The following is a 22,773-nucleotide window of genomic DNA, read 5'->3' as shown; positions in this document are numbered from 1 at the left end:
CAAATTAGTTAGACACACACCCTTACAATTAATTTTTTTTAACTGTATGTAAATACAGTGTACCTAGCTAGAATTACGGCTTGCGAGAGGACGTGACAGATTCAAAATTGCTTGCGCGGTCTTATTTTTGACGGGTTGGAATTTCGATCAAGAATTCGGCTCCCTGCCCTGGAGCTGAATTGCAGGTCAGACAGCCACCGTGCCTCTCCACCACAATTTGATAGCTAATCGATAGACCCAGTCCTGTTCCAGCACCCACAGGCTTGGTAGTAAAAAAGGGATCAAACAACTGCTTTCGGTGTTTCAAAGCAATTCCTGGGCCGTTGTCTGAGATGCGGATGGCGATGCGATCGCCACACACAACATCCGTCTGAATCTGAATCACAGGAGGGATATCAGGCACAGAGCGCTTTTTGATTCCCTTAATTTCTATGTCTAGCGCATCAATAGCGTTGCTAATGATGTTCATAAACACCTGATTAAGTTGCCCTGCATAGCACTCCACCAGGGGCAAATTGCCGTAACGCTTTATCACCTGAATGCCCGGATAGCCAGCATTAGCTTTGAGCCGATGTTGCAAGATCAGCAGCGTACTGTCAATGCCTTCGTGAATATCGACAGGTTTCTTTTCAGCCTCATCCAGACGAGAAAAGTTTCGCAGCGAGAGGATGATTTGACAGATGCGATCGGCTCCTAGCTTCATCGAGGCAATCATCCGGGGCAAGTCGCTGACGATGAAATCTAGATCGACACGGCTGATTTCAGCCTGAATTGCTGGAATCGGGTCGGGGTAGTGCTGTTGATAGAGCCGCAGCACGTTCAGCAAAGTTTGCGTATAGTCGCTGGTGTGGGCAATGTTGCCGTAGATGAAATTGACGGGATTGTTGATTTCATGGGCGACACCTGCAACAAGCTGCCCCAAACTCGACATTTTTTCAGTTTGAATCAATTGTGTCTGCGTTTGCTGAAGTTCGCGCAGAGTCTGCTTTAGCTCCTTTGCTTTGGCTTGAGCCTGAGCAGCGGCGGATTGGCTGCGCTCGTATAGTTCTGCCTGGTCGAGGGCGATCGCCAACTGCGTGGCGACCGACTGCAACAGTTCCACTTCATCGTCGCTCCAGGGACGCGAATAGCCACAGTGAACGCAAGTCAAAATCCCTAACTTGCCAGAACGAGTCTGCACTGGACAGGTGAGATGAGAGAAATAGCCCTGCCGAATAAACCGATCTCGCATGGTTGGATCAAGCAGCGTATCAGTCCTGACATCATCGACTCGCACCGTTTCAAATCGAGTCAACGCCCACAGATAAGGCGTATCCGTATCTTCAATCGGATATCGACCGATGACGCTAGGCAACCTTGAGTCACGCGCCTCATAGGTCAAGTCAAAGTGAGGATTTTGGGGGTCCGGGCAGTACCAGACAAAGTTGCAGCGATCGCTCGCTAGCAGATTGCGAATCTCGTGTACCGTCGTTTCTAGAATCGTGTCCAGGTCAAGCGAGTTGCGGATTTGGTTTGCCAGATGGTTGAACAACGCTTCTCGCTGTGCCAATTCTCGAAAGCGGGATTCGCTTTGCTGGAGCATTTTTTCTGCCCCTTTGCGGTCGGTGACATCTTCCATCGTGCCCAAGATGCCGATAACATTGCCCCTTGCATCACGAATGGGAATTTTGCTCGTCTCGCGCCAGATATTTTCCCCATTTGCCTGCCGTCGTGACTCCAACAGCCGCACCTGGGGAATGCCTGTTTCCATAATTCGGCGATCGCACTCCCGGTAAAACTTTGCTTCGGACTCCGTCCAGGGTAAATCGAAGTCAGTCAGCCCTAGTACGTTTTCGGGTTCGCCCACACCCACTAGTTCAGCCCACTTGCGATTGCAGCCGAGGTAAACCAGATTTCTATCTTTCCAAAAAATGCACTGAGGAATGTTGTCTAACACGAGTTGCAGCAGAGCCGTGCTTTTGCTCATCTCTACGAGCTGCTGGTCGGCAGACTTTTCAACTAAGGCGCCATTCGCGTATTGATTAGACGGAGACCCTGACTCACGAGAATTAGCACAGGAGCGTGGGTTGGCGATCGCCCGCCCTACACTAAATACGCGCACAACTGCCCCAGCCGCATCTAAAACAGGTGTGTAGACCGTTTCGTAGAACCGAGTTCCTCCCGCTAACGGCACCTCGTGGGTAAATTGCAGCGGTTTATTTTGGCTAAAAACTTGCTGGAGGGCGATCGCCACCTGTGAAATGACCAGGCGTAGACAATGTGGGTCGAGCAATGAGTTTGACTGCTCTCGATTGACCCAGTTCAACCATTGCAGAACTGTCCTACCCATCAGGGCAGCAGGCTGTAAACCCAACAAAGCAGCGCCAGCAGGGTTTACGGCGACACAGCGAGTCTCCGAGTCATACTCTATAAATGCGTCTGTGGATTGTTCCAGAAATGCTTGCAGATAATCAACTGGTCTGACTAGCTCTCCACCCGGCAGATTGAAAGTCATGATGTTACGCGCAGGAAAAAGCCAAATTCAGGAGGTTCACACAACTTGTCTCGCCCACTCTCGATTCAAGCGGGAACAGCAAATGCTTGTAAGATCAGCACCCCTAGAAGTTTTAGATGCAGCCAGTGACGACAAAAGGAACTTTAATTATAGATTGGCGATCGCCAATCTCATCACGATTTTGGTCATTCGTTTTAGCTGTGCGCCACGGGTCATTGGCTACAACTGCCACTCCTGTCCAATGCGTTTAAGTAAAACCTATTAAAGGTTTTCAACGTAAGTCTGTAGTGATCAGCACATCAAACTATCGTTTATCCGTTTTTCGGGTTTTTCGGGCAAGATTATGGCGATTTAGCCGAAATAGCTGACTGCCCGCCAACGGCAAATCTCTGGGCAAGATAAACATAACCAGCGGCAACCGAATAAACAGACAGCCTACATTACTGCGACAGCCCGTTTCAATGTAGACATTTTCTTGCTGCTTAGGCAGAGTTGCTGCAACCAGTTGTTCCAGGGGCAGTGCTGCCATCTTCAGCCAGTTCGATAGGTTTTCGGGAAGCTGCGTGTTGAACCGCAGCCGTAGATCCGGGGTCGAAAAAGACTGCACATAGGCAGGCGACAAAAAGGGTCTGAAGCGGTCCGCTTCAGGAGTCATCTGTTTCACAAACGACAGACTAACGCCTCGCAAAAGTTGACGCAGCGGCTCCGTTTCTTCGCCCCGCCGCTCTCGGACAAATAGACTTTCGGTTAAGTCATGGTTGAGGTTGTCGGGGTCGCCAATGCTCAGATGAGTACCGCCGATCGCCGTCAACAGGTACTTGGGTGACTGAATCTGAGCAAAGGGCAAGATTTGTTGGCTGACTGCAGGCGTAATCGAATCGTCAGTTCCCGTCAAAATTAGGGTAGGAACGGTGATCTCACCCAGGCTAGCCTCCGCAAACATGCGTCCCATTACCGGATTGAGGGCAATGATTTGAGCAATGCGTGGGTCTTCAAAATCAGTTTGGCTGTTGGGGTCTAAATCTGCCGCTGTACATTGCAGCCAATCTGCTGGAGATAGCCCAACCGGACTGCGCCCATCACAAAACTGCTGCAAATGCTCCAGGTCTAATTCTGCCCCCGCCAGCGCCAGCGCCGTGTAGCCACCCAGCGAATGACCAATGATCGTGGCTCGTTCGGTGTTGAGCCGTCCACGGAGCAGAGGCGAATAACGATTCAACCGCTCCAGTTCGTCGAGCAGGAAGCTAACGTCCAGGGGGCGATCGACAAATTCACTAGGGGGCAAAATGTCAGCCAGGTTGCCACTGCCCATCTCACCCATCGTCAGCCCGGTCAACCAGGCGACGTTGCTGCCCGGATGCTCTAAGGCAGCAACAACAATGCCGTGAGAGGCTAGATGCCGAGCCAGATAACCCATGAAGCGGCGATCGGCACCAAAGCCATGAGACATGATCACCAGTGGTCCTATCACATCACGATTCCAGTAGAGGTCTACGGGAATCGTGCGCGATCGCTCATAATCGTGAAATGTTAGAGTCTGCTGCCGCACCCAATAGTCTCCGCCAACAGTGGGGTCAAAGGGCGGCTGAAATGGCTCCGTTTCAACGGTGAGTTCCCGCTCCAGGATGGTGCTGAGGGCCTGGCTTTGCCAATAGGGCAGGTTCATCTGAGAAGCCAGGGCGATCGCCGAACTGCCATCAACCACCACTGTTTCCGCTGGATAGGCCCGCAAAAAGCCCAACAAGCTCAGCCCATCCACCTGCTGTGCTGCCACAACGAGCGCTGCCTCAAGGTCTTCTACTGTGCTGTTAGGAATTGCCACCTCCAGCGTACTCAAAAGCCGCTGTCCGGCAGAAGAATCCAACAAATCATCAACTAGGCGATCGCCTACATCTGGATCTAGCTGAATTCGGCTGTTGAGAGCCTGCCGCACATCTTCAGTCAACAGCGGTGTATAGAGGCTTAGACTGGGCGGAATTTCTCCAGTAGCGGCAAATTCTTCTAGGTCGCTGATTGTCACTGATTGTTCGATCGGTCCCAGACGTACCGTCAACCGTTCAGCGGCCAGACCCGGAGACGCTACGCCCCACCCCAACATTAGCGCTAAGCCATATCCTAGTCTTTTGACATGCTGCATCCGTTGAGCGGGCGAAGGCGACTTTTGGGGTAAGGTTTTGAGCAGAGTAACCAGACGGCTGCGTCTGAATTTCACTAAGAGAGAAGTAGACTGATGCTGGAGTGAATTCACGGAACTTTACTCAAAAGCGGGACAGTGCAGCGAAGCAATTTTGACCTGGACTGAGAGTGTCCTGATTTATAAACTGACCTGATCTAAGAAGTGATCTGGTATTACTTGTTCCTGTAGCCTTTTGCCCATAAAGCAGCGTTTATAGAGCGATAGGTTCAGTCAGGGGCTTCGATAGGTGGCTCAAACTGATTTTGGTGCAGCCACTCAATCTGACGTGCTGCATCTGATAGTCTTGCTTCTCGCTGACCTTGCGATCGCGCCTGCCAGCACATCAAGCCCACAGGAGTGTTGATCAAGTCCACAAGGTTAGCTTTCCGGTTAGCAATTTTTACAGCAGCGATAGGCATTTCTTTGAGGAACCAGCGACTCCAACGGTAGAAGTAGTCGCGTGAGGTTGGCTCTCGCATTAAACTAACCCCGTGTAGCTCATGCAAATAGCGGTTTGAGCGTCCGTAGCGGTGCCACTGGCGGCGCAGTTCTGACAGGGTAGCGCGGTGGCGATGCTGTACGATTGCCGATTCTGCAAAAGCCAATTTCCAGTTGCCCTGCTGCTGAATGCGCCAGCACATATCGGCATCACCGCCCGTCGTTAAGTAGGGACGAAATAGCCCTGCTTTTTCTAAAGCTTGCTGCCGAATCGCTAAATTAGCTGTCTGTCCGTAGGGCAAGAAGGGATGGGCAAGGGTGTGTTTTTGAGAGAGCGTATCTTGGCGATCAGCAAACTCTTCCAGGAGGGTTGTACCGGGAAGCGCAACAACTTCTCCTGCAACCAGACCCACCGCAGGGTTAGTAAAGGGCTGCATCAGGTTAATTAGCCAATCGGGTTGAGGACGACAATCTGCGTCGGTAAACGCCAGAATTTCGCTTTTGGCTGCTCTAACGCCAGTGTTGCGAGCGGCGTAAGAGCTCTGGATTTGAGTTTCACTTAAATAGCGCAGAGTAATGCCCCGATCGCCACTGGTCTGCACGGCAGCTTTCAGCAAATTAGGGGTGCGATCGCCACTTCCATTATCAACGAGCAAATATTCGACTTGACTGGCTGGATAGGTCTGTGCCCAAAGACAGTTAAGCAAATCGGGCAAGTCCGCTTCGCCATTGTAGATGGGGATAATGACAGACACAGGAGGCAAGAACTTTTCGTCAACGGGCTGATTCATTGGCTCATCGCTTTGAACGGGAGTCATGCGGCTACAGCTCCAAAAGTCTTACCTAAGAAGTAGTCCATTCATAAGGCTAGTCAACTTCATCAGGGTCGGCAAGTCCCTTAAGGTTGAGATTCAGTTAGCACCCTTAAAGAATTGTGTGGTCGGAGCCAACTTCCTCGCCAAAAGGAAACTAAAGCAGCACAGTAGAAGTCTCGTTTTACAACAAAGTATCACTCCTTGCTCAGATGACGTTGTGTCTACATTCTGGCTAAAGTCTGAGAACGCTTAGGTAAAGTTGCTTATCTGCTGTAAAACGAGTAAGCATTCGGGAGGGTGTTATATGAAACAAGATTTTAGAAAGCTATCTGCAATTGCAATTGCTGTATCTATTCCCCAAGAGCAGCGGGAAGCTGAATCGAATCAGGGGTTTTTGGTCAAGATTTTAATACCGTTGTTTGTAGCGATCGCACTTGCTCTAAATTTACCGCTGTCAGCGATCGCTAATCCGGTTGAAATCGCACAAGCGACTGAAACTGAAACACCGTCTGGGACACCAGACATAGACAGTTCTATTACCAGGGAATATGAGCCTGCGGTCGTTTATATCCCAGACCCACAGACTCAAGAGCTAGTGCCACAGTCAGTGCTATTAGGGGCTGACGAGCCGGTTGAGGGTGCAGTTGATCAAATCATGCAGGCTTATCAAGGGCAGGATGTCGGCATCACAGGCTATGAGGTGAATGTCGATCAGTCCAGCCAGGAAGCTGAAATCAACTTCGAGGTAGATGCCCCCCGTGGCGAAGAAGCTTTTCAAAGTCTCAGTAGTGCCAACCAATACTCCTTGTTTGAAGCAATTCGAGAAACACTGTTGACTGAACCGACCTACAACGTCGATGAGGTGATTTTCCTCGCTAACGGTGACTCTTTTGACATCTAACGTCTAAGAGACTGTGGAGAACGGTTCTGCTTTTTTCTAGCAAGCATCCGTTCGCCCCTATTAGACCATCCCTAAACCTCTTGCGTGAGTGGCGGCGCGGCAAAGCTGCGCCACCACTCACGCTTTAAAAAGCGACTTCTAGAGGTTACTGAGAAGCTGTTTGCCCTACCGTAGACAGGTTAAGCTCCCCTCCCGGGCAGTTTCGATTTGAGTTGTAGAAAGAAATTTTAGATGGGGGGCTGCGTTTTCAAGAACATTGTGCTACTATCAGTAATCGTGGATTGGGCGGGTCGGTGCCCGAGTGGTTAATGGGGGCGGACTGTAAATCCGCTGGCTACGCCTACGCTGGTTCAAATCCAGCCCGGCCCACCACGAAAGTCGAGAGCTATGAATTTTGAGTTGTGAGTAGGTCACGCCTCTCATCATTCAAAATTCAGCACTCAAGACTGGCTTTTGCCCGTGTGGCTCAGTGGTAGAGCACACCCTTGGTAAGGGTGAGGTCACGAGTTCAATCCTCGTCACGGGCTTATTCCCTTGCGGTTGAAGATTAGGTAACAAAAGGTTCAGCGAGGGTATATCACTAAACCTTTTGTCATGAAAAGAGTAGGACATTCAACAAATTCCTCTGTAGGATAGACGCACAGCGCTGTGACATCTGGCATAAAGGTTGAACAACCCTAAACCCCGACCGCGCATGTTTAGTCTTCTTGAAACTGCAGTCAAACCTTTGCTCCTCAACACAAAGGTGCTGGAGGTAGCGTATGAGCTTTACCTGCAAGCACCCCAGTCGGAGTATCCAGAAATTGACCTGAAAGAGCTGTCTAACCGCACTGGTGCGAGCCTGCTGGAGTGCCGCAACGCGATTGTGAGCGCCCATGAAGTTGGCAGATTTCCAAAGTGTTCCCTGCACTCTTGATGAGAGGTAGAAAGGCGATCGCCACTAAAGCTGTCACACCTGAAATCAACCCCTTGCATGCCGAAAAACCGTCACCTCCTTCTTACCGCTTTGGCTGGTTTGACTGGTTTTGTCTGTGGTATCCCCCAGGGTGGCTGATCTTGTTTAATCGCCACTGGCAGCACTATCACGCTGACCCGGAGGGTTGGAATTGGTTGGAATATATTCTATTTCTCCTTCCGGGTGGGTTTTATCTGGCGCTGCTGTTGCGTTGGCTAAGGCTAGGGGGGCGATCGCCTCGTCAATCAAATACCCCGATTGAGCCTGGATACCAGAGAGCATTTCGAGATGAAATTCTTGCTCCAATTTTGCAGCACTACTTCCAAGCCGAGTTGCACAACACTGAGCATTTGCCTCAGCAAGGGCGCTTTATTGTTGTGCTAAATCATGCGGGGATGGCTTTCCCGTGGGATTTTGTTGGCTTGGGAACCCTATTAAGCCAAACAAAAGGCTGGTTTGTGCAGCCGGTCGCCCATGAAATTTTCTTTGATCATCCTTGGTTAAAGTGGTGGTTGCCTGCGGGTTGGTCACAGATTTTAGGGGGCGTTCGGGCTAATCGAGACAGTTTTGAGACGGCGGTAGCTGAGGAACGAACCGAAACTGTTTTGCTATACGCCCCAGAAAGCTGGCGTGGATTGGCAAAAGGTTGGCAGCGACGGCATCAATTGGAGACGTTTGACCCTAGTTTCATCAAGTTGAGCGATCGCCATCACATTCCAATCCTGCCGGTTCTTTGTCTTGGCAACGAATTCCTACATCCCTGGGCTTTCAACTCAAGAAGACTGACGAAATGGACGGGATTGCCACTGTTTCCCCTGTCGCCGCTGATGATCGCGTTTGGGCTGTTTCCGTCGATGGGCGTTTGGGCAGCAAAAACTCATTTGAAATATTACATTCAACCATTAGAGAAACCCTGGCAACAGGAGCAGTCTTTGCAAAACCGCTCGGTAGCCTATCAGGAAGCGCAGGATTTGCGATCGCGTCTGCAAAACTCGATGAATGATTACCTGTCACAATTGGTAAAGTAGCTCTTTTTTTGGATGCTTTGGCGATGCAAACGGTTGATCAAATTCTCGATCTGGCTTTGGCGGGAAAAGATTTGTCTGAGGCAGAGGGTGTAGTGTTGCTCAGACAAACTGATGCAGGAGCGATCGCTGCCGTTCGAGAAACGAGCGATCGCCTACGCCAAAAACAATCAGGTGACATTGTCACTTATGTGATCAACCGCAACATCAACTTCACCAACATCTGCGAACAGCACTGTAGCTTCTGTGCCTTTCGTCGAGATGAGGGGGATGAGGGGTCTTACTGGTTAACCGAAGTAACGATCTTAGAAAAAACCACTGACGCAGTTCAGAGAGGTGCAACTGAGATCTGTATGCAGGGAGGACTGCATCCTGGTGCAAAGCTTAACGGAAAATCTTTAGATTATTACGTGCGGTTGGTGAGAACCATTAAAGATGCCTTTCCTCATCTACACCTTCACGCTTTCTCACCACAAGAAGTGCAGTTTATTGCCAGAGAAGATGAGTTAAGCTACGCCGAGGTGATTGCTGCATTTCGAGATGCTGGAGTTGGCTCCATGCCTGGAACGGCAGCAGAAGTGCTGGATGATGAAGTGCGCCGTATTCTTTGTCCCGAAAAAATCAATTCAGCAGTCTGGTTAGAAATTGTGGAAACTGCCCATCGCTTAGGGATGCCGACCACTAGCACTATGCTTTCGGGACATATTGAAACGCCAGAGCAGCAGATGCGGCATTTGGAACTGTTGCGATCGCTCCAACAAAAAGCGGTGGAAAGGGGCGATCGCGGCATCAGCGAATTCATTTTGCTGCCTTTTGTGGGTCAAGAGGCACCAAAGCCGCTGCGGCGACGAGTCGGTCGCGATCAGCCCGTCCTTGCCGACTCACTTTTACTCACTGCTGTTGCCCGAATTTTTCTAGGAAACTGGATCGCCAACCATCAGCCTAGTTGGGTCAAGCTTGGCTTAAATGGAGCTACCGAAGCCCTCACCTGGGGCTGCAACGACATTGGCGGCACGCTTATGGAAGAACACATCACTACAATGGCGGGCGCACAAGGTGGCACCTGCATGGAAGTAGCAGATCTCAAAGCAGCCATTCATTCTCTGAATCGCCCAGCACAGCAGCGAGACACCCTTTATCAGTACCTCACCTTACAGAAGGGTGTAGAGTCTGAAGTACCGGTGTAGTGTAAATCGATATTGCCATTGAACTTGGGGTGCCTACAAAATGTCATTTTTTGCAGATTGGCTGACGGTTTTGGCGATTGGGTGTCTAGCAGTAATGGCTCCTGGACCCAACCTTGCCATGACTTTACGCAACAGTTTGTCTTATTCGAGGCAGTCAGGCATTTACACCGCCGTGGGTTTAGCTGCTGGCAACTGTGTTCATGTAACCTACTGCCTGGTTGGAATTGGAGTCATCATCTCAGAATCCATCCTGTTGTTTAATGCGATTAAATGGTTAGGAGCAGCTTACCTCATCTACGTTGGCATCAAGTCACTTCAAGCGCAGCGGCACAAACCAATCGTCCCCGAAAGCTCTGTTACTCGAAACGCTCAACATTCATCATCTCAGCAAACTCACGATCTCACTCGATTTGCATCAATTCAGATTGGTTTTCTCACCAACTTGCTTAACCCTAAAGTCACTCTGTTCTTTCTTGCCCTATTTACTCAAATTATTCAACCGACAACGCCACTGTTCACTCAGGCGATTTATGGACTGACGATGGTGGCACTAGAGTTCATTTGGTTTGCTCTAGTTGCGATCGTGATTTCCCAGCGCTCCATCAAAAACCGATTTCTGGCAATCTCCCATTGGACTGAGCGAATTACAGGAGCCGTTTTGATCGCTCTCGGACTGCGGTTAGCCGTTTCTCAACAAAACACATAACTGTTGAACTTAATCACCTTCAAACTAAACGGATTTCACAAATACTCTCCATATTACTAAGCTCTTTATCCCTCATTCTTTATTTCTCTTCCTTCATGTCTATCATCACGGTCGAAAATCTCAGCAAAACCTATCCTGTTGCCGTCAAGGAAGCAGGTTTAAGAGGAACATTAACTCACTTTTTTCATCGTACCTATCGTGATGTGAAAGCGGTGCAGGATGTTTCTTTTCACATTCAACCTGGAGAAGTCGTGGGTTTTCTGGGACCCAATGGTGCAGGCAAAACCACCACACTCAAGATGCTGACTGGCTTGATTCATCCCTCTAGTGGTCGCATTAATGTTGCAGGACATACTCCATTCACGCGAGAACAAAGCTTCTTAAAGAAAATTACCCTGGTGATGGGGCAAAAGCAGCAGCTTATCTGGGATTTACCTGCATTGGACTCACTCAAAATTAATGCAGCAGTTTACGGCATTTCGGATAAGGAATTTCGCGGACGAGTAGGGGAATTGGTTGATATGCTCTCTCTTGAAGATAAGCTGACTCAGCCTGTCCGCAAGCTCTCACTGGGCGAACGGATGAAAGCAGAACTGTTGGCTGCTCTGCTGCACCGCCCTAAAGTGTTGTTTTTAGACGAACCCACTTTAGGATTAGATGTAAATGCTCAGGTGGCAGTACGTGAGTTTTTGCGGGAATATAACCAGCGCTATCAGGCAACAGTTTTACTCACCAGTCACTATATGGCAGATATCACAGCGCTGTGTCAGCGGGTGCTGTTGATCTATGCCGGAACACTAATTTATGACGGTAGTTTAGAAGGGCTACTAGAGCGGTTTGCTCCCTACCGTGAAGTGAAGGTGGAGTTAAAAGAGAAATTAGCAGATAAGGGAGAAGGGGGGCGATCGCACACGCTCTGTGCCGAAGACTCACTTACCAAACTACAAACCTATGGCGAAGTTGGCGCAGTCGAAGGCTGCATTGTCCGTTTCCTGATTCACCGCGAAGATCTGACTCAAACCGTTGCCCGCATCCTCGCAGAATTAGACGTAGTAGACCTGACCGTTACCGATCCTCCCGTTGAGGAAGTGATCGGGCGAGTCTTCCAGGCTGGAGCGGTTGCATAAACTTTGCCGTTAGGTAGCGCTTGAATATGGAACTGCTGACACTACTGTAATCATTGCTCCCTTTGCATTCCACCATCCCAATTCACAATCCTAAATGATAATTTTCTGCTTTACCCGTCTAAGTGAAGCTTGTCAGAGAGCTATAAATGTACTGTGAACTGTAGGTTCTCTCAGACCTTATCCTTAGACCATCCTATGTTAACCCTGTATCAACTCTGCTTTTTGATTGGTGGCAGCTTTACACTTCTTTCTGCACTGGCGGGGTTTGATGGTGCAGACATTGATTCAGACTGGGAACTCGATCGAGAGTACGAGGTTGATCCCCATGCCGGAAATATTTCGCAACAACGGGAACGAGGTGAACTAGAAACCCTTATTAGTCCTCGTCACAGACGAATGGGTTTACCCATCTTCAAACTACGGTTTTGGACATTTGGAAGCTGTTTTTTTGGACTAACCGGACTGTTGTTGTCGAGAATACAGCCTGCCCTGCCGCAGTTACTGGTGTTGGCTTTGGCGATCGCCATCGGCATCATTTGCGGTACGGCGATTGTTTGGGCGCTGTACTCATTGCGCCAGCGAGAAGCCGACAGCCTAGTGAGATCCGGAGATCTGGCTGGGCTTTCAGGAATTGTCGAAATTCCCTTTGATTCCTCTAGTAAAGGGAAAGTGCGGGTTAATGCAAAAGGAATGATGATTGATTTCACAGCCTCGACTCAAGAAGCGGTTGCCTTTGCCAAAGGTGAACGGGTGGTGATTGTGGGAGTAGAAGGAAGTCGAATTTGGGTAGTCTCCGAAAAAGCCTTTAAAGCTGCAACCTGATTGCACTATACCCATTACAAGGAATTTAAACCCATGAGCAATAATCGTGCTGAGTTTCAGTCAGTGTCTACCCCCGTCACGACGGCACAAATAGCCCAAATTGATCCTGTTTTTCCTGCAGATGCTTCAAATAATGGCATCAGAAATGAACTCGTAGGAAGCTTGCCGCTAGCAATTTCAGTATTGGTGGCGATCGCCATCTTTATCTGGATCTACAAACTCGTTTTATGTATCTGTAACCCTAACGAGATCCTGATTCTATCAGGCTTGAAACGGCGTACCACAGAAGGTGAAACGGTTGGTTATCGAGTAATTTTTGGCGGGCGTACCGTTCGTATTCCTATCCTGGAAACTATCAAACGGATGGATTTGACCACGATGCCTGTTCCGGTAGAGGTGAAGAATGCTTACTCCAAAGGGGGAATTCCTCTGCGGATTCAGGCGATCGCCACTATCAAAATCTCCAGCGATCCAATTGTCGTCGGCAACGCAATTGAACGCTTCCTTGATCGTGACTCTTCCGAAATTTCCCGTGTGGCGAGAGAGACGTTAGAAGGGAATTTGCGTGGTGTAGTTGCCACTCTCACCCCAGAAGAATTGAACGAAGATCGACTGGTGTTTGCCGAGCGCATCACTGAAGATGTCAGCCGCGATTTAGCCAAGATGGGCTTACACATTGACACATTAAAAATTCAAAGTGTCGCCGATGATGTTGATTACCTCAACTCGATTGGTCGCAGCCAAATTGCTGTTGTGTTGCGTGATGCGGAAATTGCCGAATCCAATGCTTTAACCGAAGCAGAGCAGATCGAGGCAGACTGCAAGCGTCAGTCAGAGGTGGCAAAAACCCAGGCGCGTTCGATCATTCAGCAAAAGGAAAACGAGTTGCGCAAAATTAAGGCAGAACTAGAGCAACAAGCAAAATCTGAGGAAGAACGTACCACTGCCGCAGCGCAGGAAGCCAGAGCCAGAGCTGAACAGCAGCTTCAAACGATTCGGGCTGAGTTGGAACGATTGCGTCTGGAAGCCGATCAGGTTTTGCCAGCCGAAGCCGAACGTCAAGCAAAGGAACTGCAAGCCCGAGGTGAAGCCTCTGTTCTCTCTGAAAACGCTCAGGCGGCGGCACAAGTGAACGACCTGTTTGCCGAAGTTTGGCAGGAAGCGGGAACTAATGCATCAGAAGTATTCTTAACCCAGCAAATTGAGATGGTACTGCAAGAGGCAGCCAAGATTCCGGGTCGGGTTCATCTCAAACATGTGAATGTGATTGACAACGGAGATGGCAAGGCGATCGCCAGCCTGGTCAACGCCTACCCTGAAACCGTGCGTCAGTTCCTCGATCGGGTTGATCAAACCCTGGGAATTGATGTGGTCGGCACACTTAGCCAGCAAAACGGGCACTATTCGCAAAACGGTCGGAATGGTCAGAACGGTCAGAAACAGGTACAGCTAGAGGGAGAAAACTAATCATGGAAACCATTCTTGCACTACTGATTGCCCTCGGTGCTGGAACCGGGGTCGGAACGCTGGTACTCCGCAACCTTTATTACATCTGTCAGCCTAGCGAAATTCTCATCTTTGCGGGAAGCCGTCGCACTCTTTCTAATGGACGCAAGGTTGGCTATCGTCTGGTTAAAGGCGGCAGTAGCGTCCGGGTGCCTTTGCTAGAACGCGCCTTTCGGATGGAGTTGACAAACCTGATTATTGATCTGCGTGTAATTAGTGCTTACTCCAAAGGTGGCATTCCCCTTACAGTAGAAGGCGTAGCAAACATCAAAATCGCCGGAGAAGAACCCACTATTCACAATGCGATCGAGCGTCTCTTGGGCAAGAGCCAAAAAGAGATTATGCAAATGGCGAAGGAAACGCTGGAAGGTAATCTGCGTGGCGTGCTAGCCAGTCTTACTCCAGAGCAGATTAATGAAGATAAGTCTGCCTTTGCTAGAAGTTTGCTCGAAGAGGCGGAAGATGATTTGGAGAAACTAGGACTGGTGTTAGATAACCTCCAGATTCAAAACATCTCCGACGATGTGCAATATCTCAACTCAATTGGACGTAAACAGCGGGCAGACTTGTTGCGTGATGCCCGAATTGCCGAAGCTCAGGCACAAGCTGAGTCTGCCATTCGCACGGCTGCAAACCAGCAAACTACGTCGTTAAAGCAAATTGAAACGAAAATTGAAATCGCCAAAGCAGAAGCCGACCAGCGGATTCAGGATGCCCTCACTAAACGTACAGCCGTTATCGCTGAGGCTGAAGGTGAAATTGCTGCAATCGTTGCCCGCACCCAGGCAAACGTAGCCGTGCAAACGGAACGTATCAAGCAGGTCGAGCAACAGCTTCAGGCAGATGTAGTAGCTCCGGCTGAGGCAGAGTGTAAGCGGGCGATCGCCCAAGCAAAAGGTAACGCCTCTCGCATCATCGAGGATGGTAAAGCTCAAGCACTGGGTACCAAACGACTAACAGAATCCTGGAAAGCTGCTGGACCTAATGCCCGTGAAATCTTCCTGTTCCAAAAACTAGAAGTATTGCTAAAAACTCTCACCTCTACTGTGCCTGATATAGACGTGCAAAATGTCAGCGTTATCGACACCGCAAACGGTGGCACCGCTACTCAGGTTGCCTCATTTCTAGAACAATTGCGCCAGTCCTCAGGCATTGATGTAGCAGGCATGACTCGCCGCTTTGCCAATGATGTCTCTCCTGGCACTGCTGCAATCAGTTCCTCCCCCCCAGTCACCGTTCCATCAGATAAAGTGGCTGCGGTTGTGCCGCTCAACTCACTCACCGAAGATACCTCACTCACTGCCCTGCGTAGTGATATCCAAAAGCTGCTCGAAAAACTGGCGCAGTCTAACCCTACTCCTCAGCAAGCCGAACAATCGGTAGAACAAGCAATTCAACAATATCCAACGTTGAAACGACGCCTACAAAAAGCAATGGATGTGGGAGGACGTGAAGCACTTAAGGCAGTCTTCGCTCATCCCTTTATCCAAATTCCTGCGAGTATGCTCGAAGCGTGGGTAGAGGAGAAGTAGAAGTTGAATGTAGTTTGAAATGAGTGGCGATCGCTTCTTTAAGGGCGATCGCCCCTTTGGTGATTTGAACTATCAGTTCCCGAAGTCAACATAGCCGTAGCTAAACAGATCAGGCAAAAGAAGGGAGACAGGGTTAAACCCTGTCTCCCTTCTTTTGCCTAACTCAAGTGACTATAAAGGCTTGAAATCTACGCGACTATAGCGATGTCAGCAGCAGTGATGGCAGTTTTATTGGATAGCGTTGCAATCCGTACTTGGCTTGCACCACCTACACCATCTACATCGAAGAAGAGACCACCCGTTCTCTGGTCATACAAGAAGCGATCGCCCTGATCCTGCGCGCTACTGCCTAGAACGAATTGAGAAGCAGACAAACTTCCGACTTGGAGATTCTGGCTAAATCCCCTTCTGGAAACCAGGATCGTATCGTCAACACTCCTGAAGTCAGCAATCACGTCGATGCTGCCAGTTCTAACATTGTCAAAGATAAAGCTGTCTCTGCCTGCTCCACCTATGAGCCTGTCTTTACCTGCTCCACTGGTAAGTCGATCGTTGCCAAGTCCACCATTTAGGGTGTCGTTTCCACCCCCACCTAGCAGAATATCATTACCCGCATCGCTAGATAGGATGTCGTTTCCATTGTCTCCCAAGAGGCGATCTCTCCCAGCACCACCGGAGAGCCGATCTCTCCCAACTCCACCTCGCAGCAAATCGTCACCACCGTTGCCAAGCAGGCGATCGTTACCACCGTTGCCAACCAACGTATTTCTGACATTGTTGCCAGTAATAACATTGTTCAAGCTATTTCCGGTTCCGGCCGTTGCCCTTCCGCTCAGTGTGAGGCTCTCTAACCCTGACTGCAAAATCCGGTTGATGGACGCAGTAACGGTGTCGATGCCAGCACTATCAATAATTCTGTCACCTGCACCATTCACAAAATAGCGATCGTTGCCAGCTCCACCATTCAATACATCATTGCCAGTGCCGCCATCCAACACATCGTTGCCACCATTGCCAGTCAAGATGTCATTCCCCGCGCCACCTGTAATAGAGTCATTGCCAGATCCACCGATTAATGTATTTGCCAGATCATTACCCGTTAGAGTGACACGCCCTACAAACCCTCTGAGAGCAAAGTTCTGGAAGTTCTTGATTACAGTGCCTGCAAGTCCTGTTCCTATGACTAGGTTATTAACATCACTAGCAGTTGCAGATCTGAGCGTAATTGAGTCGGTTGCAGTGCCGCCGGTCAGCACAAAAGTGTTAGAACCAGAGCCACCATCAATGCTGTCCTGTTGTTTGAGGGTATCAAATACAGCAAGGACAGTATCGTCTCCCCCAGCCATGTCAAATTCATCCTTGACAGGTGTTGCAGTAGCAGTGTCACTACCATTAGTTCCGGTAAAGACATTAGTGTTGTTGTTGACCGGGTTCACGGTGACAGCGACGGTTCCAACAGATGTTCCCCCCTTCCCATCGTTTGCTGTGTAGGTGAAAGAATCTGCGCCCGAGAAACCAGCAGCAGGGGTGTAGGTAAAGGTGCCGTTGTTGTTGTTGACAACCGTACCGTTCGTTGCCTGAGTAAAGCTCGAAACAGTTAGAGCATCTCCGTTCAGATCCGTGTCGTTGGTTAAGACATTAACCGTTGTAACCGCACTGCCTGAAGTTGTCGTTGCGGCATCTGGAACAGCGACTGGAGGAGTATTAACCGGAGGAGTGACAACTGGAGTCACGGTAACAGCGACGGTTCCAACAGAGGTGCCGCCTTTTCCATCGTTTGCTGTGTAGGTGAAGGAGTCTGCACCTGAGAAGCCAGCAGCAGGGGTGTAGGTGAAGGTACCGTTGTTGTTGTTGACGACAGTACCGTTTGTTGCCTGAGTAAAGCTCGAAACAGTCAGAGCATCTCCGTTCAAGTCTGTATCATTGGTTAAGACATTAACCGTTGTAACCGCATTGCCTGAAGTTGTCGTTGCAGCATCAGGAACAGCAACTGGAGGAATATTAACTGGAGGAGTAACAACTGGAGTCACGGTAACAGCGACGGTTCCAACAGAAGTGCCGCCTTTTCCATCGTTTGCTGTGTAGGTGAAGGAATCTGCACCTGAGAAGCCAGCAGCAGGGGTGTAGGTGAAGGTGCCGTTGTTGTTGTTGACGACAGTACCGTTTGTTGCCTGAGTAAAGCTCGAAACAGTTAGAGCATCTCCGTTCAAGTCTGTATCATTGGTTAAGACATTAACCGTTGTAACCGCATTGCCTGAAGTGGTGGTTGCAGCATCAGGAACAGCAACTGGAGGAATATTAACCGGAGGAGTGACAACTGGAGTCACGGTAACAGCGACGGTTCCAACAGAGGTGCCGCCTTTTCCATCGTTTGCTGTGTAGGTGAAAGAATCTGCACCTGAGAAGCCAGCAGCAGGGGTGTAGGTAAAGGTGCCATTGTTGTTATTGACAACCGTACCGTTCGTTGCCTGAGTAAAGCTCGAAACAGTTAGAGCATCTCCGTTCAGATCCGTGTCATTAGTTAGAACGTTTCCGGTCGTAACTGCACTACCTGAAGTTGTCGTTGCGGCATCTGGAACAGCGACTGGAGGAGTATTAACCGGAGGAGTGACAACTGGAGTCACGGTAACAGCGACAGTTCCAACAGAAGTTCCGCCTTTCCCATCGTTTGCTGTGTAGGTGAAGGAGTCTGCACCTGAGAAGCCAGCAGCAGGGGTGTAGGTAAAGGTGCCATTGTTGTTGTTCACAACAGTACCGTTCGCGGCTTGAGTAAAGCTCGAAACAGTCAGGGCATCTCCGTTCAGGTCTGTGTCATTGCTCAGAACGTTTGTGGTCGTAACGGCATTACCTGCTGTCGTGGTTGCGGCATCTGGAACAGCAACTGGAGGAGTATTAACAGGAAGAGGAGAAGGATTATTGGTGACATTAAGAGTGACTGATGCTGTAGCTTCAGGTAGAACAGATAAAGCAGTCTCATAGCCTGCAACTGTAAAGCTACGTGCATTAATAGGAGTTAAAAAGGGAACCAGAGGCTGAGTGTTGTACTGTAAAGACTCCAAAGCTTGCTTAAAAGCACTAACAGAAGCAGTCCCAGCGAGTCCTGTAGCAGTTAGAGTCAGTGTCCCTGACACCGAGTTATAGCTAGCAGAAATTCCAGAAGCCGCCGTAACATTCAGGTTTTCACTGAATAGAAGAGGACCCAGTAGGCTATTAATATTGACTGTAACTCTGTTCAGTCGGTCGCTGGTGGAGGTGATGTTAATAGTGTTAGGCGGAAAGACGTTAACAGGAGTCCCGATTGCAACGCTGCCCTGAGCGTTAACACCTGATGCATTTCCGTTCAGATCGATTGAAACTGTCATAAATTTGTTTCCTTAGAGATGGTCGGACAATAGGATTGGGTGAGAGTTGTCAAATCAAAAGGTTTGGGGCAAAGAACTAAAATTTTTGATTTGGACGACTGGGGCTTTTGTAGGCAAGCAAAAATAGCCTGATTAGACGGGATGTTGTTTGAACACCACCGCATCAAGGCGATCGCTTCTTAATTGGGTAGCCCAACAGTTGAAGTGCTACTTATGGGTAGAAAATTTGAGTGCGATTAAACTGACGTTGATAAGCAAGAGCTTCGAGACAAGGTCAAGGAAGATGTGATACTTACGGGCACTCGTTGAATATATTTGGACGTTGATACATACAGACTGGTCTATTAAAGGGGCGTTCACTTAAGGAACACATGTTTTGAGGGCTTTTAGATACAAATTTGTTTTGCAAACTAAGAGCTTCATGTGCCTTTCATGTAACCGCGACTATTGTTCCCAGCGAACATATAACACTAACGGCATTTATAAAATAAAAACCTAAAATGCAGAAGCTCAAATGGTGAAAGTACCACCACCCATATTCTTCAGCCAAAACCCAACGAAATCTGTAGAAGCTGTTAATTTAGAAGCGGATCTTTCAACTCCACTAATTCTCATAGAAACAAGGTCCCAGTCTTTGCAATCAGGACCATATCTATTAGCTCTTAAGCTCATCGTTGCGCTAGTGAAGCTATCAGCTTGCTTCAGGTAACTAGGACAGTCAACCTATTTCAATCGGCTTTCTTCAATCGGCTTTCACCCACATTTTTCTCATACCAATTCATCATTGGGGTGGCGCTAACTCCGTGCAGCACGACAGAAATAATTATAGTTATGTAGGTAATCCAGCCAATGATTTCACCCGCCTGGTTTTCCAAACCTTCTCCGTAAGCATAGGAGAGGTAATAGAGCGAACCGACCCCTCGAATGCCAAACCAACCAAAGAGTAGACGGGTTGTGGGATGAAAGCGATTACCTACTGTACACACCCAAGCTCCCAAAGGACGAATCACAAAAATTAGCAGCCCCGCAACCAACAGTGCTGGACCAGCAAAGCGGAGAACTGGCTCAACTCGTATCAACGTTCCTAACAGCAGAATTGTGCCAATCTCCATTAGTCTTTCTACTCGCTCAGTAAATTCTAATTGAGAGGCTTTTTTTTCTCTGTCAGGGTAGTCTCGTCGCACCATTATCCCCGCTACAAATACTGCCAAAAAGCCATATCCGTTAACCACTTCAGTGAGCGAGTAAGTTAACAGAATCGTACCAAGCGCAATAAAATCTTCCATTGACTCATCGATCGCCCCTCGCTTCTGAGACCGTTTGCCCAGCCACACAACTGCTTTTGCGACGATGATGCCCATGATGACGCCAGCGGCGATCGCCCAAATCAAGTCAACTGCTACCCACTGCTTAAACCAGTTGTCTAAATTTTCATCCTTAATCCAGTGCAATCCAAAATAGACAAACGGAAACGCCAGCGCATCATTTAATCCTCCTTCTGAAGTCAAGCCAAAACGGAGTTCATCCTGATCTTCCGTGTGGGCAAGCTGCACCTCCGAAGCTAATACTGGATCGGTCGGAGCCAAAATTCCACCCATCAGCACCGCTGCTCCCCAACCCAGCCCCAGTAGCCAGTGCCCTATTGCCGCCACCGCAAAAATTGATAGCGGCATCAGCAACCCAATCAGCCGCACTGTAGAATTCCAGGAAAACGCGTTTAGCGGGCGATTCATCTTTAGCCCACAGCTAAACAGCGAAACGATCACTACAAATTCCGTTAGCCGCTCTAAAAATTCTGCTTCTGGGCGCAAGTCAATCAAGCTAAATCCATAGGGCCCCAGCAAGATCCCCACAACCAAATAAATTAACGCAAAGGAAAGTGGTAATCGGGAAATCCAGCCCGACCCTAAAGTCACTGCTAAGAGCAAAAGACCAATTACCAATAAATCCAGAATATAAGTACTCACACCAATGCTTTCCATTGCTTTCAATTCAGAACCCTGCTTGAGCTTAATTGGCAAAACGACGAGTTCAATCGGCTGAAAGAAGGAAAGGAGGGCGCATGAGGGATGAGAATCAAGGGTGGGGCTCAAGGGAGGTAAGAGTAAGAGGTATTTCCTACCCCCGTCCCCCTCTGTTCCATCCAAAATTCCATAATGGGAACTGCTGCGATAAAGTTGTAATCAGGTTAAGAGTTTGAGTAGATTGAAGCCATTATGTTTGATGCCCTTTCCGAGCGTTTGGAAGTAGCCTGGAAAAAACTCCGGGGACAGGACAAGATCTCTGAATCGAATATTCAAGACGCGCTCCGGGAAGTTCGTCGGGCTTTACTGGAGGCAGACGTCAACCTTCAGGTCATTAAAGATTTTATTGCTGAAGTTCAAGAGAAGGCGCAGGGCGCACAAGTCGTCGCGGGAGTACGCCCTGACCAGCAGTTCATCAAAATTGTCTACGACGAACTGCTGGTGCTAATGGGTGAAACCAACGTGCCCCTGGCTGAGGCAGATACAGCACCCACGATTGTGCTGATGGCGGGTCTCCAGGGAACGGGTAAAACTACTGCGTCGGCAAAGCTGGCATTGCACCTGCGGAAACAAAATCGCAGCACAATGCTCGTCGCAACGGACGTATATCGCCCTGCTGCGATCGATCAGCTCATCACGCTAGGCAAGCAAATCGATGTGCCTGTGTTTGAACTAGGCAGCGATGCGAACCCGGTTGAGATTGCCCGCCAGGGAGTCGAGAAGGCTAAAGCAGACGGCATTGACACCGTGATCATTGACACGGCAGGTCGCTTGCAGATTGACCAATCGATGATGGCTGAGCTAGCCCAAATCAAAGACACCGTCAAGCCTAACGAGGTTTTGCTGGTAGTAGATGCGATGACGGGTCAAGAAGCGGCTAACCTGACCCGCACATTTCACGACCAGATTGGCATTACTGGAGCAATTCTGACGAAGCTAGATGGTGACACCAGAGGCGGTGCAGCTCTCTCTGTGAGACAGATTTCAGGACAGCCAATCAAGTTTGTCGGCGTAGGTGAAAAGGTGGAAGCGCTACAGCCTTTCTACCCCGATCGCATGGCTTCCCGAATTTTGGGAATGGGCGATGTCCTGACGCTGGTGGAAAAGGCGCAGGAAGAGGTTGACCTGGTAGAAGCCGAGAAAATGCAGGAGAAAATCCTCTCGGCTAAGTTTGACTTCACTGACTTTTTAAAGCAGACCCGCCTGCTGAAGAATATGGGTTCCCTCGGCGGGATCATGAAGATGCTGCCCGGTATGGGCAAGCTGTCGAGCGAACAGCTTGAGCAGGGCGAGGTGCAGCTCAAACGGGCAGAAGCGATGATCAACTCCATGACGCTGGAGGAACGCCGCAACCCAGATTTGCTCTCTAGTTCTCCCAGCCGCCGCCGCCGCATTGCTAAAGGTTCGGGCTATGGGCTAGATGATGTGAGTAAGCTGGTGAGCGATTTCCAGAAGATGCGATCGCTGATGCAGCAAATGGGTAGAGGACAGTTTCCTGGCATGGGAATGCCCGGAATGGGCGGCGGCATGTTTGGCGAACCTGCAATGGGTGGCGGTGGACCCAAGCCTGGCTGGCGCGGCTATCCTGGTGGCGGCGCACCCCCCAAGAAAAAGAAGAAGGAGAAAAAGAAGAAGGGATTTGGAAGCTTGTAGGCAGTTATGATTCTAAGTAACAGTGCTAGAATTGTAGGCTGTTGCCCTGC

Annotated in this window: 16 protein-coding genes and 2 tRNA genes; 13 read left to right on the top strand and 5 right to left on the bottom strand. The window is 49.4% G+C overall.

The genetic code is table 11. The annotated features are described in order from the left end of the window. Window positions 1–121: 121 nt before the first annotated feature. Complete coding sequence (locus tag H6F93_RS11575) at window positions 122–2,494, bottom strand: PAS domain-containing protein (RefSeq protein WP_190680837.1); 2,373 nt, start codon at window positions 2,492–2,494, stop codon at window positions 122–124. Between H6F93_RS11575 and H6F93_RS11570 the strand changes: the two genes are divergently transcribed. After that, a complete protein-coding gene (locus tag H6F93_RS11570; protein WP_190680835.1) occupies window positions 2,493–2,759 on the top strand; it encodes a hypothetical protein in 267 nt (88 codons plus the stop codon). The two genes, H6F93_RS11575 and H6F93_RS11570, sit on opposite strands and share 2 nt — an antisense overlap. Window positions 2,760–2,798: 39 nt before the next feature. On the opposite strand, the gene H6F93_RS11565 is transcribed toward H6F93_RS11570, so the two are convergent. Both H6F93_RS11565 and H6F93_RS11560 read right to left on the bottom strand, forming a co-directional pair. Next, the gene (locus H6F93_RS11565) at window positions 2,799–4,742 is read right to left on the bottom strand and encodes an alpha/beta fold hydrolase (RefSeq protein WP_199313642.1); all 1,944 of its coding nucleotides are present in this window, start codon (window positions 4,740–4,742) and stop codon (window positions 2,799–2,801) included. A 155-nt stretch (window positions 4,743–4,897) separates the two neighbouring features. Beyond that, window positions 4,898–5,926 (bottom strand): glycosyltransferase family 2 protein, encoded by a 1,029-nt coding sequence (locus tag H6F93_RS11560; protein WP_242043409.1) that lies wholly within the window; start codon window positions 5,924–5,926, stop codon window positions 4,898–4,900. A 301-nt stretch (window positions 5,927–6,227) separates the two neighbouring features. On the opposite strand from H6F93_RS11560, the gene H6F93_RS11555 reads away from it, so the two are divergent. The 11 genes from H6F93_RS11555 (at window position 6,228) to H6F93_RS11505 (ending at window position 15,684) form a co-directional block, all read left to right on the top strand. Beyond that, window positions 6,228–6,824 (top strand): hypothetical protein, encoded by a 597-nt coding sequence (locus H6F93_RS11555; protein ID WP_190680834.1) that lies wholly within the window; start codon window positions 6,228–6,230, stop codon window positions 6,822–6,824. A 287-nt stretch (window positions 6,825–7,111) separates the two neighbouring features. Beyond that, window positions 7,112–7,196: transfer RNA gene (locus H6F93_RS11550), tRNA-Tyr, on the top strand. A gap of 83 nt (window positions 7,197–7,279) precedes the next feature. Then, window positions 7,280–7,351 (top strand) — tRNA-Thr (locus H6F93_RS11545). A 167-nt stretch (window positions 7,352–7,518) separates the two neighbouring features. Continuing rightward, window positions 7,519–7,740 (top strand): hypothetical protein, encoded by a 222-nt coding sequence (locus tag H6F93_RS11540; protein WP_190680832.1) that lies wholly within the window; start codon window positions 7,519–7,521, stop codon window positions 7,738–7,740. Continuing rightward, complete coding sequence (locus tag H6F93_RS11535) at window positions 7,740–8,807, top strand: 1-acyl-sn-glycerol-3-phosphate acyltransferase (RefSeq protein ID WP_190680830.1); 1,068 nt, start codon at window positions 7,740–7,742, stop codon at window positions 8,805–8,807. The genes H6F93_RS11540 and H6F93_RS11535 overlap by 1 nt, the downstream gene beginning before the upstream one ends. Window positions 8,808–8,830: 23 nt before the next feature. After that, window positions 8,831–9,991 carry a 7,8-didemethyl-8-hydroxy-5-deazariboflavin synthase subunit CofH gene (gene cofH / locus H6F93_RS11530; RefSeq protein ID WP_199313641.1) on the top strand — a complete coding sequence of 387 codons (1,161 nt, stop codon included), beginning with the start codon at window positions 8,831–8,833 and terminating at the stop codon, window positions 9,989–9,991. 40 nt (window positions 9,992–10,031) lie between these two features. Then, the gene (locus tag H6F93_RS11525; RefSeq protein ID WP_190680828.1) at window positions 10,032–10,697 is read left to right on the top strand and encodes a LysE family transporter; all 666 of its coding nucleotides are present in this window, start codon (window positions 10,032–10,034) and stop codon (window positions 10,695–10,697) included. Window positions 10,698–10,792: 95 nt separating this feature from the next. After that, the gene (locus H6F93_RS11520; protein ID WP_190641618.1) at window positions 10,793–11,824 is read left to right on the top strand and encodes an ABC transporter ATP-binding protein; all 1,032 of its coding nucleotides are present in this window, start codon (window positions 10,793–10,795) and stop codon (window positions 11,822–11,824) included. Window positions 11,825–12,019: 195 nt separating this feature from the next. After that, window positions 12,020–12,646, top strand: a complete 627-nt coding sequence (locus H6F93_RS11515; RefSeq protein WP_190680826.1) for an NfeD family protein — start codon at window positions 12,020–12,022, stop codon at window positions 12,644–12,646. Between the two features lie 33 nt (window positions 12,647–12,679). Then, window positions 12,680–14,113 carry a flotillin family protein gene (locus tag H6F93_RS11510; RefSeq protein ID WP_190680824.1) on the top strand — a complete coding sequence of 478 codons (1,434 nt, stop codon included), beginning with the start codon at window positions 12,680–12,682 and terminating at the stop codon, window positions 14,111–14,113. A 2-nt stretch (window positions 14,114–14,115) separates the two neighbouring features. Further along, window positions 14,116–15,684 (top strand): flotillin family protein, encoded by a 1,569-nt coding sequence (locus H6F93_RS11505; RefSeq protein ID WP_190680822.1) that lies wholly within the window; start codon window positions 14,116–14,118, stop codon window positions 15,682–15,684. A 188-nt stretch (window positions 15,685–15,872) separates the two neighbouring features. Here the strand turns inward: H6F93_RS11505 and H6F93_RS11500 are convergent, their stop codons facing one another. Next, window positions 15,873–19,046 carry a beta strand repeat-containing protein gene (locus tag H6F93_RS11500; RefSeq protein WP_190680819.1) on the bottom strand — a complete coding sequence of 1,058 codons (3,174 nt, stop codon included), beginning with the start codon at window positions 19,044–19,046 and terminating at the stop codon, window positions 15,873–15,875. A gap of 728 nt (window positions 19,047–19,774) precedes the next feature. Then, complete coding sequence (locus tag H6F93_RS11495) at window positions 19,775–21,139, bottom strand: cation:proton antiporter (RefSeq protein ID WP_242043408.1); 1,365 nt, start codon at window positions 21,137–21,139, stop codon at window positions 19,775–19,777. Between the two features lie 123 nt (window positions 21,140–21,262). Here H6F93_RS11495 and ffh point away from each other — a divergent pair, with 123 nt between their 5' ends. Beyond that, window positions 21,263–22,723, top strand: coding sequence for a signal recognition particle protein (gene ffh / locus H6F93_RS11490; protein ID WP_190680816.1), 1,461 nt, complete (start codon window positions 21,263–21,265; stop codon window positions 22,721–22,723). Window positions 22,724–22,773: the final 50 nt, after the last annotated feature.

This window comes from Leptolyngbya sp. FACHB-671, assembly GCF_014695745.1.
In the GTDB taxonomy this organism is placed as follows: Bacteria; Cyanobacteriota; Cyanobacteriia; order Elainellales; family Elainellaceae; genus JAAUTN01.
The sequence above is the reverse complement of the archived record's forward strand: the minus strand, read 5'-3'. Positions and strand labels throughout refer to the sequence as shown.